The organism is Haemophilus sp. HMSC066A11, assembly GCF_001811665.1.
Classification (GTDB): Bacteria; Pseudomonadota; Gammaproteobacteria; order Enterobacterales; family Pasteurellaceae; genus Haemophilus; species Haemophilus influenzae.
This window is the reverse complement of sequence record NZ_KV805866.1, coordinates 218,969-232,478: the sequence shown is the minus strand read 5'-3', so window position 1 is coordinate 232,478 and position 13,510 is coordinate 218,969. Positions and strand designations below refer to the sequence as shown.

The window sequence follows — 13,510 nt, the reverse complement described above, 5'->3', positions numbered from 1 at the left end:
TTGATATTTAAATAGCAGAATTTATTGTCCTATTACCTAAAGTACCATCATCAATCGCTTCTTTTGGCGTCCCAATAACTTCGGCGATTTTCTCTCCATTTTTAAAAAACACAAATCCACCATTTTCCATTTTTGTCCAAGATTCATCTTTGGTTAAAGGAAATGTTGTGATGATATTGACCTTATCTCCTGCTTTTGCATAATTGCTAAAATCAATTACTCCATCATCATCAATACGGTGAGCTTTGCCAAAAGGTGCTTTTCGCATAACATAATGTAAGTTTGTTGAGCAATGTGCAATCATCCACTCGCCATTAGAAAGAATGAAATTAAACGTACCGTGTTGAGCAAGTTCTTGTGTTACTTTTTGAATTGCTTCAAAAATTTCCATTTCACTTGGTTTTTTGCGGAAAGTATTTTTAAGATACTCAGCCATATAACAGAAAGCAGCTTCAGAATCTGTAGAACCTATTGGCTGTAAAAAATGATCTGTCATATCTGGTAAATTTTTTAAATTACCATTATGTGCAAAAACCCAGTTTTGTCCCCAAATTTCACGAATGAACGGATGGGTGTTTTCAATATTGACTTCGCCTTGTGTTGCTTTACGAATATGCGCAATGACATTAAGAGATTTAATATTATATTGTTTTACACAATCTGCGATGGGGGAAAGACTGGCTGTTTGATTATCACGAAAAATACGTACACCTCGTCCTTCAAAAAAAGCGACCCCAAAGCCATCTGAATGGCAATCTGTTAAACCTGCACGACGACGGAAACCTTCAAAAGAAAAAACAATATCCGTCGGCGTATTACAATTCATTCCGAGTAATTGACACATAATTAATTAGATATAACCTCACAATATGTGAGTGATTTAACACCATTATAGGGAGAATATCAAGAGAGATTTAATGAATTTTTATGTTGTATAGATATTAATGATAGAAATCTTATTTAATCTATTATTCTTTAAAAATCGAGATTTAACAGTCTCTTTCGGCTGATGTATTGTGGTACAAGCAAATAAACTCACAAGGAAAACAACAAGCAATGCCATCTTTAATTTATTCATAAATACAAAATTCCGAGAAATAAGAAAGCGCGTATGATAGCGAAAATTGGGGACTGTGCAAGGGATTGGAATGAGACTAAAAAATGCAATAAAAACTGGAAATGTAATTCCAAACACACACAAAAAAATAAAATATGGAAATTAACTTCCAATTTTTGTACACTTTTTACAAATATGAAATTAACTTCCAATGAGTAAAACTATGATCTCTCGTGAAAATTATTTACAGCAACTGATTCAATTTAAAGATACTGATTTTATCAAAGTCATCTCGGGTGTTCGTCGTTCCGGTAAATCGGTGCTACTCATGCAATACCGTGATTACCTTCAACAACAAGGCATTGTTTCCGAAAATATTCTTTATCTCAATTTTGAATCTTTTGAATATCAATGGGTGAAAGACGCTCAAGATTTTCAACAGCTGATTCAAGAAAAAATGCCGTCTTCTCAAGAGAAAATCTATTTTCTGATTGATGAAATTCAGTTTGTGGAAGGTTGGCAAAAAATCGTCAATGCGCTTCGCATGAGTTTTAACACCGACATTGTGATTACAGGTTCTAATGCTAACTTGCTTTCCGGTGAACTTGCGACGCTTTTAAGCGGTCGATATGTGGAAATTAAAATTTACCCACTTTCTTTTAAAGAATTTTTACGTTCCAAAAATGTGGATAGCCAGTCAAGATTGGTCGATAAACTCTATTCGGAATATGAAAAATATGGCGGTTTCCCCAGCGTTGTGATGGCTGATGAGCCTTTAAAAGAAACGATTTTATCGGGTATTTTTGATTCCATCGTGCTAAATGATATTGCCCACCGAGCTGGAGTGAAAGACACGCATATTCTTAAAAGTGTAATTCTCTTTTTAGCGGATAATGTAGGGCAGTTGGTGAATCCAAGCAAAATTAGCAACACGCTCACGTCCGAACGTGTTCCCACTTCAAATCACACCATAAGCAAATATCTTGATTTGTTAGAAAATGCCTTTCTTTTTTATAAAGCAAAACAATACGATATTCGCGGAAAAGGCTATTTAAAAACCAATGCGAAATATTTTATTGTGGATAACGGTTTAAGACGACATGCTATCGGCAAAAAAGGCGCGAATTATGCCAATCGCCTAGAAAATATTGTCTTTATTGAATTGCTTAGACGAGGTTATACCGTTGATGTGGGTAAACTCGACAGCAAAGAAATTGATTTTATCGCCCGAAAAGCTGATGAAATTTTATATGTACAAGTCGCCTTTGAAATCCCTGAAAATACCCACGAAACAGATAATTTTTTGCATATTAAGGATAACTATAAAAAGATCTTAATTACTGGGAAATATTACGAACAAACGGAGATTGATGGGATTGAAGTGATTTATGTGGTGGATTGGTTGTTGCAGTAAATATAAAAACACTGAAAATTTTCACCGCACTTTTAGTGATTAATGTTTATGCTGGCACGCGTTTCCTAACGCTGCCCTAGAAAGTAAATAAAGTGCGGTGAGTTTTTCAGGTGTTTTTTTATTGAAATTAGGCTCACGTTAGGAAGCGTGCACCAACAGAAATGTGCAAATAAAGAAAGATAGCGCCAGCGTCCACGCTGGTGCTGTTTAATAAAATCATTGCGAATTTTACTCATAACCGTCGGCAGAACCAATATTCAAAATCTTTTGGATTTTTTGACCGCGCTTTCAGTTGATAGGTACAATCGAGGGCATTTGTACTATCAAGGGATAATAAAATTAGATATAATTATTTTACTTACTACAATTGGATAATTTACCATATATTATGGTGATAAGATTAACTTTAAGGGATTTTATGGATATATCTGAGTTTAAAGATGCTAACAGAAAAATTTTTAAAGATAAAATGATCAATGAATCCATTAGTTGGGATACTATTTTAGAAGAACATTGTAAAAATCCATTTAAGAATTCTATTTATATTAGAGTATCTCAATCAGGAAACTCAGTGACTATAAAGAATATAATTTTTGATCATAGTTATTTTTTTGATTGCAAGTTAAGAAAGATCCATTTCGAAAACTGCTCGTTTGTAAATTGTTATTTTTATAATTGTGACTTTTCTAAAAGTTCTTTTAGTAATTGTGATTTTAGGTATTCAAAGTTTAAAGATACTTTAGTTAATACGGATATATTTAATAGCGCTCCAAGAGAAAACAATTTACTCATGAAGTTTTCTAATAATCTTAGAGTGAATTATAGAGATTTAGGTGATAAGTCTAGTGAAGATATTGCCATTCAATATGAACTTAATGCAAATGAAGATCATTTATATGATAGTTGGATTAGCAAAAATACATATTATAGAAAAAAATATAAAGGATTCGAAAGGTTTAAAAAGCTACTTGAATGGCTTAGCTTTGAATTAAACAAATGTATTTGGGGTAATGGTGAAAGTTTTATCCGCTTGATTTTATCTTCAACAATAATTATTTTACTTCTTGGAGTTATTTCATCTTTCATAGGTGAGGAATTTTTTTCGATAGAAAAATTATGTTCATCTGTATTTTTTGTTTTTTCATATTTTATTGGGAGTGTAGATAATTCAGAAATTAAAGATATAATTAAAAGTGATAATATAAGAAATTTAGTGGTTTTAGTAAGAACGGTATTTTTTGGACTTTTCATATCTATTTTAATAAAGAAATATAGTAGAAGATAGTTTTATGCATATATATGTTTTTGGTTCTCTATGTAGAGGTGAATTAGATAATAAATCAGATATAGATATTTTAATTATTTCTGATGAGAAATTTGGATCAGAATATAATAAGTATTCTGTGTATTCTTATGAAAAGATTAGGGAGTTATGGCTTGATGGAAATCCATTTGCTTGGCATCTTTATCTAGAATCAAAGCTAGTTTTTAGTAGTGAGGAAAATGATTTTTTAAGAGAGCTTGGAGAGCCGAAAAAATACTCTAATGTGCGAAATGATTTCTATAAATTTAAAGATATATATACCAATTCATTAAAATCATTAGAACTTAAGTCTAATAGCGTTTTTAATTTATCATGTATTTTTTTGGCTATTAGAAATATATCGACCTGTTACTCCTTATATTTGGGGAAGGCTGTTTTTTCAAGACGAGCTATGTTAAAAATAACTCCCTCTATAAATATACCTATGTATGTTATCGAAACCCTTGAGAAATGCAGAATTTTATCTACTAGAGGAGTTGGAGATGATTTAAATAAACTTGAGTTAGAAAATGTTATTTCACATATAGATTCAATAGATAAATGGCTTGATAAAATAGAGAGAAATATTAATGAATAATGATAATTTTAGAAATAGAATTGATACTCAGAGAGAGGTATTGGCACTAATAAATAAGTATTCTTGGAAAGAGGAATTATTTGGTTTGAGTGAGCAAGCTATTAATAGATGGAAGAATAGCAATAATATTTCAAGTGAGATTATTACTATAGTTTTAGAAATTAGCAATAGTTTGTTCTTTTTGGGAGTTAGAAGTCAAGAGCAAATTACTGATGAATATTTTGAGCTCAGCTCAGATATCACACAGAATATTGATAGGTTAAATAAGTTATTAGTTAATAATTTTATAATGCATTAAAATAGAATGGGATAAAACAGTGTTTTATCCCATAAGAAGCTTTATTCACTTCATCGCCACACCCAACCACTTCATCATCTTTCTCTCATCCCAACCTTTACGTTTGGCATAATCTTGAGCTTGGTTTTCATCAATGCGACCTAAAGTGAAATAGTTGCTTGCAGGGTGGGTGAAGAACCAACCGCAGACGGAAGCTGCCGACCACATGGCTTAGCTTTCGGTGAGTTTCATGCCGATGCGTTGTTCGACTTCTAATAAATCCCAAATCAAGGCTTTTTCCGTGTGTTCCAGGCAGCTTGGATAACCCGGAGCAGGGCGGATGCCGACGTAGTTTTCATTGATTAACCCTTGGTTGTCGAATTCCTCTTGCGTGTAGCCCCAAATGCGGGTGCGAAGCTCAAAGTGTAGGTATTCCGCCATTGCTTCAGCTAAGCGGTCGCCCACAGCTTGTAGTAAGATAGCATTGTAGTCATCGCCTGCAGCTTTATAGCCTTCTACTAAATCCATTTCTTCAACACCCGCACAGACGGCGAACATGCCGAACCAGTCTTTTTTACCGCTTTCGCGATCGGCGATAAAGTCGCTTAAGCAGACGTTAAATGGGCTCTTGCTGTTTTTACCACGTTCCGTTTGTTGGCGTAAGCCGTAAGCCGTAAGCCGTAAGCCGTGCCAATGGTTTGTGTGCGTTCTTCATCGGAGAATAGCACCACATCATCGCCCACACGTTCCGCAGGGAAGATGCCTAAAATACCGCTTGGGTTAAGTTTGTGGTTTTGCTCTAATTCATCTAAAACCACTTGCGCATCATTCCATACTTTACGTGCTTCTTCGCTGCCTTCCGGATAATCAAAGGCATCAGGGTAGCCGCCCATCAAGCCCCAAATGCGGAAGAATGGCGACCAGTCGATAAATTTACGCAGCTCGGCAATTGGTACGTTTTTAAATTCCACAATGCCCGTTTGTTTTGGCGTTGGTGGCACGTAATCTGCCCATTCACCACTAAAACCACTTAATGCGATGATATCCGCTTTTTCATCAATAGCAGTTTGAATGATTTTGTCCGCCGGCACCATCACGCCCAAGTCAATCACTTCAAAGTTATTACATTGCAACACCACGCTTACGATGTTTTTGCCGATGTCGTGTACGTCGCCTTTCACGGTGGCAATCACCACTTTACCGTTGCTTGAACCTTTTTATTTGGTGGCGTTGATAAACGGCTCTAAATACGCCACGGATTGTTTCATCACGCGTGCCGATTTCACCACTTGTGGCAGGAACATTTTACCATCGCCGAATAAATCGCCGACTACGTCCATGCCAGCCATCAACGGGCCTTCAATCACATCTAGTGGGCTTGGTAATCCCTTTCACAAGGGCGTGTTTTAAAAGTTCTCCCACTGGCCAAGTGCACCATTCTGCGACAGAATCGACCGCACTTTTCTTAAACTTCTCGCCTCTAAAATCGGCTTAGGTCAGTTTATATTTTTGGATCATCGTCCCCATCGCACCGTCTAAAATGAGAATGCGATTTTCTAGAGCTTGTTTAAGTTGAGCGGTTTTATTCACCATAATTATTTTGTTCTGTAAATCTTAAATAAATAACTACGGAATAATAGGTGTAAGGGCTAGGGGTGTCAAATGTTAGAAGGAAAGTGCAGTGGAAAATTAAGGTTTTTTATTTAAGTGTAATGGCTGCGACAAAACAGGTAATTTTACATTCTCCGCACCCATTGCAACGTTCATTATCAATCTCTAAAGTGCTGGAGATTGCTTGTTGTGGGCAAGCGGTTTGGCAGTCTGGACAGGTTTGATTTTGTAGGATTAAACAGGCTGAGGAAAATTGTGGACGAAGTAATGTATCTGCTGGAAAATTAGGATGTAGTGCATTTGTCGGACAAACTTCTGCGCATTTACCACACAAATCACAAGGTGCGTAGTCAATTTCAAGGGTGGCTTGTTGCTGTTTTAGTTGAATTAAACCATTAGGGCAAACTGAAGCGCATTCCCCACAACCATTGCAGACGGCGGAAAATAAATCTTCTCGTGCTGAAAAGGGAGGACGAGACTGCGTTTTTTCTATTGTTGATTTTGTAGCTGGAAATACATGACGCAATAGTCCTCTACGAGAAATGTGATGGTGGCTTAAATAAGCCTGATAATAGGCTTCGTTTTTCATTATCGATAAAATCTTACTGTTGGTACATTAATATGTAAATCTACTTGCCATTGTTGTAAAGTTTTTATGGTAAGTAATGCAAGAGCTTGATAAAAATCAGAATTTTCTATTTTGCTTAGTTGTTCAAGGAAATGATACGCCCAAGTTAAGAAGTGTTCACGTAGAAATTCGATTAATAAGTGCGGTCGATTTTCTGCTAAATATGCAGCAAGCATTAGCATTAAGCCAATATGATCTTCTGGTTCATCTTGTTGTGTTTGAAATGTGATTTGATGTTGTTGTAAGAAATCGCGTAATGCTAAGAGAGAATTACCAAAAATAACACATTCAGGATCAAGATATACGGATCCCCAAGGTGGCGTAGGTAATTCATTTGGACCAATAAATAAATACTGATATTGTTCAGTGATATTTTGTTGCAGCCCTTTTTCAATAAGTGCGGTGATTTTTTTATGTGTTTTTACATCAAATGAAATTTCCCATTCTTGCATCCAATTTGGTTGGCGAAAGAATGTCAAAATATCAGTAAGTCGTGCATCATTAGGCTCATAGTAAAATACTGCACCGAGTAAACGCCCATAAATAGAAATTTGTTGAAGAGTATTTTGCATAGTATCTCCGAAAACAATTTGTCATTAGTGAATGGGGATATGAGGGGTGGTTAAATATTACTAATTAACGTTTCTAAAAATTGAGGCGTATGCTATACGCCTCAACATAATTTAACCACCAATCGCCATACCGTAAGTCATATGTAATCCATAAAATAATACGCAACCGATGCCTTCAGCTACTAACGTTAATAGAACGGAAATACCTAATAGTCCTATGTTTTTCACTCGGAATAAGAGGAAAGCTACAATGGAAAGTAAACATAAGCGAGTTACGGTCATTATGGCATAATTTGGTACGAGGTCAGCGGCATTTTGAATAGCACTGTGAATATTGTGTAAATTGAAGCCTTGATATATGGCTACTATTGCGACCAATGATACCCCAATGGCGAATAAACTTGGCAGATGCTGAAGCTGATATTCACGTTGTTTATTAGGGATTAATAACGCATAGCTCAATGTTAATCCACCTAATACAACGGTAAGGTAGAATGACCAGGAGGTTAATGCATTATTCCAAGTTGGTATGCTTGTAATATGGTAAACCTGATTCATTACATACATAAATAGTATGCCGATAAGGGCGGTCACAATTCGCCATACATTTCCAAGTGAAACTGGCATTTTACCTAAAATTGCAATCAGCCAGTAGAAACCTGCTAATGTGAAAAATATTGCACCAGCGGCAATTTCATTACTCATCATTGATGAGCCGACTCGATTAAGTGAATTAAATGCACGTATAGGTAAGCCAAGATGCATAATAGAAGCAATAAATCCAATACCTAGCAAAGCCAAAATCACAAACATTACTTTATGAATATAAGTGCGACTTTTTGTATTTTTCTCATTTAATAGTACAAATGTGAAAACAAGCCAAGCACCGACCGCACTTTGTGCCAAAACTGTAAAAAATACTAATGGCAGTTCATATAATCCTGTATTCATCTTACACCTCTCTTGGGTTTCCTAAGAACCCACTTGTATCGCCACTTAAACGAGCGTATTTATTGGGTTTTACCACTAAATTTGGTTGAGTGATATCAGCCGGTGGTAGTGGTGCGATGGAGGCTTGTGTGCCATATTTTGTTCGAAGTTCATCAATAGGAGCGAAATCCAATGCTCGTAGTGGGCAGGCATCAACACAAATCGGTTTTTGACCTGATTTTACGCGAGAATAACATCCATCACATTTTGTCATATGACCTTTTTGTGCATCATATTGCGGTGCATCATAAGGACACGCCATATGACAATAACGACAACCGATACAAATTTCTTCATTGACGATCACGAAACCATCTGCATTTTTGTGCATTGCACCAGTTGGGCAAACTTTTGTACAAGCAGGATCTGCACAATGATTACAAGAAATAGACATATAATAAGCAAATATATTTTGATGCCAGCATCCATCTGCTTGTTGATTCCACTGACCACCTGTATATTCATAAATACGACGAAAATTGACTTCTGTGCCAAGATCTTTGTAATCCTTACAGGCTAATTCACAAGTTTTACAGCCTGTGCAACGTTCAGAATCAAAATAAAAACCATATTGTTCCATAATTATCCCCCTACAAACGTTCCACTTGAACTAAATTAGAATGTTGCGGATTACCTTTCGCAAGCGGTGATGGGCGTTGTGTCGTAAGTACATTAATGCAACCTGAATGATCGATACGATCTTTATCTGGCGCATACCAAGCCCCCTCGCTTAATGCCACAACCCCCGGAATAATACGGGGTGTAATTTTTACATTAATACGTACTTCGCCTCGATCATTAAAGATACGAATCATATCGCCATTTTTAATATTACGAGGTTCTGCATCAATAGGATTCATCCAAACTTCTTGTGGATTAGCTGCTTTTAATACATCCACATTGCCATAAGTTGAATGGGTTCTCGCTTTATAGTGAAAACCACTTAGTTGTAACGGATATTTTTCCATTAATGGATCACCGTAATGCTCAAAACTTTGGGCGTGAATAGGTAAGGGATGAATTACGTCATCTTCTGCTAATTTCCAAGTTTTTGCTATTTCAGCTAGACGAGAAGAATAAATTTCAATTTTGCCAGATGGCGTTTTAAGTGGATGGGCTTCTGGATTATCACGGAAATCTTTGTATGCAACTTTAAAGCCATTAGGATCAACTTTTTTAAAAATACCTTGTTGTCTAAATTCTTCAAAAGTGGGTAATTCAGGTAATTTTTCTCGAGATTGCTTATAAATATGGCGTAACCACTCTTCTTGTGTTCGTCCTTCAGTAAATTTTTCCTTTACGCCCATTTTCTCAGCTAAATCACTTAACATATCGTAAATAGGTCTACATTCAAAAGATGGTTTGATCACTTGATCTGCAAAAATGACATATGCCATATTGGATACAAAGGCATCTAAAGCGAAATCCATTTGTTCTGAAGTTGTACAATCTGGTAATAAAATATCACTGTATTTGGCAGTAGATGTCATATGATTATCAATAGTAATGATCATTTCACATTGCGTATCATCTTGTAAAATATCGTGAGTACGATTGATTTGTGCGTGTTGATTAATCAAACAGTTACTTGCGTAATTCCAAATTACTTTAATTGGGGACGATAATTTATCAACACCGCGAATACCATCTGTAAGTGCGGTCATTTCTGTGCCACGAATAATTGCATCTGTCCATAAAAACATTGGAATGCTTGCCTTTACAGGATTTTTTAGCGTTGGCATCCGCACAAATGGAATGCTATACGCACTTTCACGTGCACCAGTGTTACCGCCGTGAATTCCAACATTACCCGTTAAGATTGGTAACATTGCAATGGCACGAGAGATTAATTCTCCATTACTACGACGTTGAGGCCCCCAACCTTGGGAAATAAAGGCAGGTTTTGTACTACCAATTTCACGTGCGAGTTTAATAATTCTCTCCGCCGGAATACTCGTGATTTTAGCCGCCCATTCTGGGGTTTTAGCGATACCATCATTACCATAACCTAAAATATAGGCTTTATAATGACCATTTTTAGGGGCATCCGCAGGTAATGTTTTTTCATCATAACCAACACAATATTTATCTAAGAAAGGTTGATCCACGAGATTTTCTTGAATCATTACATAAGCAAGGGCAGAAACGAGGGCTGCATCAGTGCCTGGACGAATTGGGATCCACTCATCTTCACGCCCTGCACCAGTATCATTATAACGAGGATCGATAATAATCATTTTGGCATTGGAACGAGCTTTGGCTTGTTCAATACAATAAGTTAAACCACCTCCACTCATACGAGTTTCTGCAGGATTATTACCGAATAACACTATTAATTTGGTGTTTTCAATGTCAGCCATTCCATTTCCCAATGCCCAACCACCACCATAGGTATAATCTAAACCGACAGCAATTTGTGCGGTGCTGTAATCACCATAATGGTTTAAATATCCACCAATACAATTCATAAAACGAGCGATCATAGTGGATGCAGGTGGCCAAGATTTAGCCATTGTGCCACCGAGTGTTCCCGTACCATAGTTTAAATAAATTGATTCATTGCCATATTTTTTGATATTGCGTTTCAATGCGTCTGCAATTTCAGTTAAAGCCTCATCCCAACTGATTCGTTTGAATTTGCCTTCTCCGCGTTTACCTATACGTTTCATTGGATATTTTAAACGGTCTGGGTTATATACTCGACGACGCATAGAACGTCCACGTAGACAAGCGCGAACCTGATGATCAAGATTATATGTTTCTGTCCCCGTATTATCGGTTTCCACATAAGTGATTCGGTTATCTTTTACGTGCATTCGTAATGGACAACGGCTACCACAGTTTACTGTACAAGCACTCCAAACAATACGTTCTTGATTATTTTCATTGAGGCGTTGTGTCTCTTTAGCCATTACATTGAAAGGTAAAGTAAGATTTGAAACTGCCAGTGCAGCTCCCGCAGATGACGCCTTGACAAAATCTCGGCGACTTATTTGATTAAAGTTACTCATTATATCGTTCCCCCACAGTCAGATTGAAAAATAACTAAAACAAGTTAATTATAATCTTTGTATAGAAGTTTTACTTGAGCCAAATCAATTAATCATTAATAGGTATATTATTTATAGGGTATTTTAGTAGATTGATGTTTTAATAAATTTTGGAATAACAAATTGACTATGGATTTAAAAACCCGTTAGCATAGTGGCGTATTAGTTTATCTAATATGTTAAGTTTAACTATTATTAACTAGAGGATCTTTTCATGAAGAAACTTATCGCGGTTGCGGTGTTTTCTGCGTGTGGCTCGTTAGCTCATGCAAACACCATTATTCCAAACTACAATACAGACGCCCATCTTTACGAATTCACGCAAACCTATGATTTAGTTGTGCCAAAAGGCTCGCAAGGACAAACCAATTTATGGGTTCCATTACCATTTAATGGGGAATACCAACAAGTGAAATCGATTCACTTTGAAGGTAATTACATGAATGCCTATGTAACAGAAAACAATAAATACGGAGCGAAAACCTTATTTGCCACTTGGGATAAAGATGCACAAAAACGTGATTTAAAAGTCACGATGGTCATTGAAACAAAAGACCGTGAACCGATGGTGAAAGGTGCTTTAGAGAATTATACTCCGCCAAAAGATATTCAGTATTCCGTGGATGTACAAGAATACTTAAAAGCTACTCCACATATTAAAACTGATGGCATTGTGAAAGAATTTGCTGACAAAATCCTAGGTAAAGAAACTAATCCATTGAAGAAAGCAGAACTTATTCACCACTGGATCGTAAAAAATATGGAACGTGATAATTCTGTATTAGGTTGTGGTGACGGCGATGTAGAAAAAATTCTTACCACTGGCGTGTTAAAAGGTAAATGTACCGATATTAACTCTGTATTTGTGGCACTTGCTCGTGCTGCAGGCATCCCTGCTCGTGAAATTTTTGGTATTCGCTTAGGTACGGCAGAGAAAATGGGCAAATATTCAAAAGGTGCCTTCGGTAGTGCAAATGAACAAGGCATCGTAAACGTAAGTGGCGGTCAGCACTGCCGCGCTGAATTCTACCTTGCAGGATTTGGATGGGTACCAGTTGATTCCGCAGACGTTGCCAAAATGCGTTTAGCAGAGAAAAAATCTGTTGAAGATAAAGATACACAAGCCGTAGCAAAATATTTGTTTGGTAACTGGGAAGCAAACTGGGTGGGATTTAATCATGCCCGTGACTTCGATTTATATCCACAACCAGAACTGGCTCCAATCAATAACTTCGGCTATCCATATGCAGAAGTAGGTGGCGATCCGTTAAATTCCTTTGACCCAAAAGAATTTAAATATGACTACGTATCTAAAAAACTCTAATAAATCCTTTTGGGTTGCCATAGCCGCCGCACTAAGTGCTGCGGTGGCATCAACCTTGTGCTGCATCGCACCATTAATTTATTTAGTATTTGGTGTGTCGTCCACTTGGTTGATTGGCTTAGGCGAATATGATTATTTGCGTATTCCTATGCTTATCATTTCATTATGTGCCTTTGCCTATGGATTTTGGCTGTTGATGTTTTCCAAAAAAATCATTTGTAGCAAATATATTTCCCGTAAAAAACTTATCGTTTTATATTGGATTGTATTTATCGTGATGATTTTTTTCTTAACCTATCCAACAATTTTACCTTGGATTTTAGAATTAGCTAATTAGGAATAAAAATGAAGAAATTATGTACCGCACTTTTGCTTTCGCTGTTTGCAATTTCTTTCGCTCATGCGAATGAAACCAAACAAATTGTGCTAAAAGTAAAGGAAATGAATTGCCAGCTTTGTGCTTACTTAGTCAATAAAGAACTGCGTAATATTGATGGCGTTATTTCAACAAAAGCATCTATTAAAGATGGTTTAGTGACGGTTGTGGAAGATCCAAAAGTCACAAACCAACAATTATTCGATGCAATTCACAAGCTGAAATATACTGCTGAAGTCGTGAATTAAACGCTAAATATCTAGCAAAAAAGTGCGGTGAAAATTCACCGCACTTTTCTTTAGCTATTAAA

At 36.4% G+C, this 13,510-nt stretch carries 13 protein-coding genes and 2 pseudogenes; 7 read left to right on the top strand and 8 right to left on the bottom strand.

The features are described 5' to 3' along the window. Positions 1-7 precede the first annotated feature (7 nt). Both HMPREF2813_RS04105 and HMPREF2813_RS10100 read right to left on the bottom strand, forming a co-directional pair. Positions 8-844 (bottom strand): class II glutamine amidotransferase, encoded by an 837-nt coding sequence (locus HMPREF2813_RS04105; RefSeq protein ID WP_014550958.1) that lies wholly within the window; start codon positions 842-844, stop codon positions 8-10. Between the two features lie 123 nt (positions 845-967). Then, positions 968-1,201: pseudogene (locus HMPREF2813_RS10100) on the bottom strand (hypothetical protein); the annotation flags it as partial. A 67-nt stretch (positions 1,202-1,268) separates the two neighbouring features. Here HMPREF2813_RS10100 and HMPREF2813_RS04100 point away from each other — a divergent pair. The 4 genes from HMPREF2813_RS04100 to HMPREF2813_RS04085 all read left to right on the top strand — a co-directional run bounded on the left by HMPREF2813_RS04100 (position 1,269) and on the right by HMPREF2813_RS04085 (position 4,670). Beyond that, positions 1,269-2,471: an ATP-binding protein gene (locus tag HMPREF2813_RS04100; RefSeq protein WP_070646983.1), complete on the top strand. Its 1,203-nt coding sequence runs from the start codon at positions 1,269-1,271 to the stop codon at positions 2,469-2,471. A 418-nt stretch (positions 2,472-2,889) separates the two neighbouring features. Beyond that, positions 2,890-3,756: a pentapeptide repeat-containing protein gene (locus HMPREF2813_RS04095; protein WP_041174637.1), complete on the top strand. Its 867-nt coding sequence runs from the start codon at positions 2,890-2,892 to the stop codon at positions 3,754-3,756. Between the two features lie 4 nt (positions 3,757-3,760). Further along, positions 3,761-4,372, top strand: coding sequence for a nucleotidyltransferase domain-containing protein (locus tag HMPREF2813_RS04090; protein ID WP_014550955.1), 612 nt, complete (start codon positions 3,761-3,763; stop codon positions 4,370-4,372). Further along, entirely contained in the window at positions 4,365-4,670 is a 306-nt protein-coding gene (locus HMPREF2813_RS04085; RefSeq protein WP_042601955.1) for a hypothetical protein, read from the top strand. Before HMPREF2813_RS04090 ends, HMPREF2813_RS04085 begins: the two co-directional genes overlap by 8 nt. Positions 4,671-4,715: 45 nt before the next feature. Here HMPREF2813_RS04085 and HMPREF2813_RS04080 read toward each other — a convergent pair. The 6 genes and pseudogenes from HMPREF2813_RS04080 to HMPREF2813_RS04055 form a co-directional block, all read right to left on the bottom strand. Then, a pseudogene (locus HMPREF2813_RS04080) lies at positions 4,716-6,134 on the bottom strand (vitamin B12 dependent-methionine synthase activation domain-containing protein); the annotation flags it as partial. Between the two features lie 214 nt (positions 6,135-6,348). Beyond that, positions 6,349-6,849, bottom strand: coding sequence for a ferredoxin-type protein NapF (gene napF / locus HMPREF2813_RS04075; RefSeq protein WP_014550954.1), 501 nt, complete (start codon positions 6,847-6,849; stop codon positions 6,349-6,351). Further along, positions 6,849-7,460, bottom strand: coding sequence for a Tat proofreading chaperone DmsD (dmsD, locus tag HMPREF2813_RS04070; protein WP_014550953.1), 612 nt, complete (start codon positions 7,458-7,460; stop codon positions 6,849-6,851). Before dmsD ends, napF begins: the two co-directional genes overlap by 1 nt. Positions 7,461-7,571: 111 nt before the next feature. Next, complete coding sequence (locus tag HMPREF2813_RS04065) at positions 7,572-8,411, bottom strand: dimethyl sulfoxide reductase anchor subunit family protein (RefSeq protein ID WP_014550952.1); 840 nt, start codon at positions 8,409-8,411, stop codon at positions 7,572-7,574. Position 8,412: 1 nt separating this feature from the next. Beyond that, the gene (locus HMPREF2813_RS04060; RefSeq protein WP_228839978.1) at positions 8,413-9,033 is read right to left on the bottom strand and encodes a DMSO/selenate family reductase complex B subunit; all 621 of its coding nucleotides are present in this window, start codon (positions 9,031-9,033) and stop codon (positions 8,413-8,415) included. A 7-nt stretch (positions 9,034-9,040) separates the two neighbouring features. Further along, the gene (locus HMPREF2813_RS04055) at positions 9,041-11,461 is read right to left on the bottom strand and encodes a DMSO/selenate family reductase complex A subunit (protein WP_014550951.1); all 2,421 of its coding nucleotides are present in this window, start codon (positions 11,459-11,461) and stop codon (positions 9,041-9,043) included. A gap of 253 nt (positions 11,462-11,714) precedes the next feature. On the opposite strand from HMPREF2813_RS04055, the gene HMPREF2813_RS04050 reads away from it, so the two are divergent. The 3 genes from HMPREF2813_RS04050 to HMPREF2813_RS04040 are packed head-to-tail and all read left to right on the top strand — an operon-like array spanning position 11,715 to position 13,448. Beyond that, the gene (locus tag HMPREF2813_RS04050; RefSeq protein WP_011272358.1) at positions 11,715-12,824 is read left to right on the top strand and encodes a transglutaminase-like domain-containing protein; all 1,110 of its coding nucleotides are present in this window, start codon (positions 11,715-11,717) and stop codon (positions 12,822-12,824) included. Then, positions 12,799-13,161 carry a mercuric transporter MerT family protein gene (locus HMPREF2813_RS04045; protein ID WP_005656013.1) on the top strand — a complete coding sequence of 121 codons (363 nt, stop codon included), beginning with the start codon at positions 12,799-12,801 and terminating at the stop codon, positions 13,159-13,161. Before HMPREF2813_RS04050 ends, HMPREF2813_RS04045 begins: the two co-directional genes overlap by 26 nt. An 8-nt stretch (positions 13,162-13,169) precedes the next feature. Beyond that, positions 13,170-13,448, top strand: a complete 279-nt coding sequence (locus HMPREF2813_RS04040) for a heavy-metal-associated domain-containing protein (RefSeq protein ID WP_005651690.1) — start codon at positions 13,170-13,172, stop codon at positions 13,446-13,448. Positions 13,449-13,510: the final 62 nt, after the last annotated feature.